1 protein-coding gene is annotated in these 254 nt (G+C 63.0%); it reads left to right on the top strand.

Going from position 1 to position 254, the window contains the following annotated elements:
• Window positions 1-55 precede the first annotated feature (55 nt).
• The coding region (locus tag ACZYOF_RS44790; RefSeq protein WP_463719721.1) for a transposase at window positions 56-254 on the top strand (199 nt) is incomplete at its 3' end.

Raw genomic sequence — 254 nt, 5'->3', positions numbered from 1 at the left:
TGGGACCACGTGCTTAGTTGGAAGGGGCTGCTCCGTTTGATAGACGGAGCGCATGATGACGACAAAGACGAGACGCAAGATCGACGCGGCACTGAAGGCAAAGATCGCGCTGGAAGCGGTGCGGGAGCAGGCGACGGTGGCCGATCTGGCCCAGCGCTATGAGGTTCACCCGAACCAGATCTATGCCTGGAAGAAGCAACTGCTGGACCAGGCGGCCCGGGCCTTTGACGCGGGTGTCGGGCGGGAGAGCGAGG

It is taken from the genome of Bradyrhizobium sp. LeoA1Lang (genome assembly GCF_055413685.1).
This window is presented reverse-complemented; position numbering and strand designations above follow the sequence as displayed.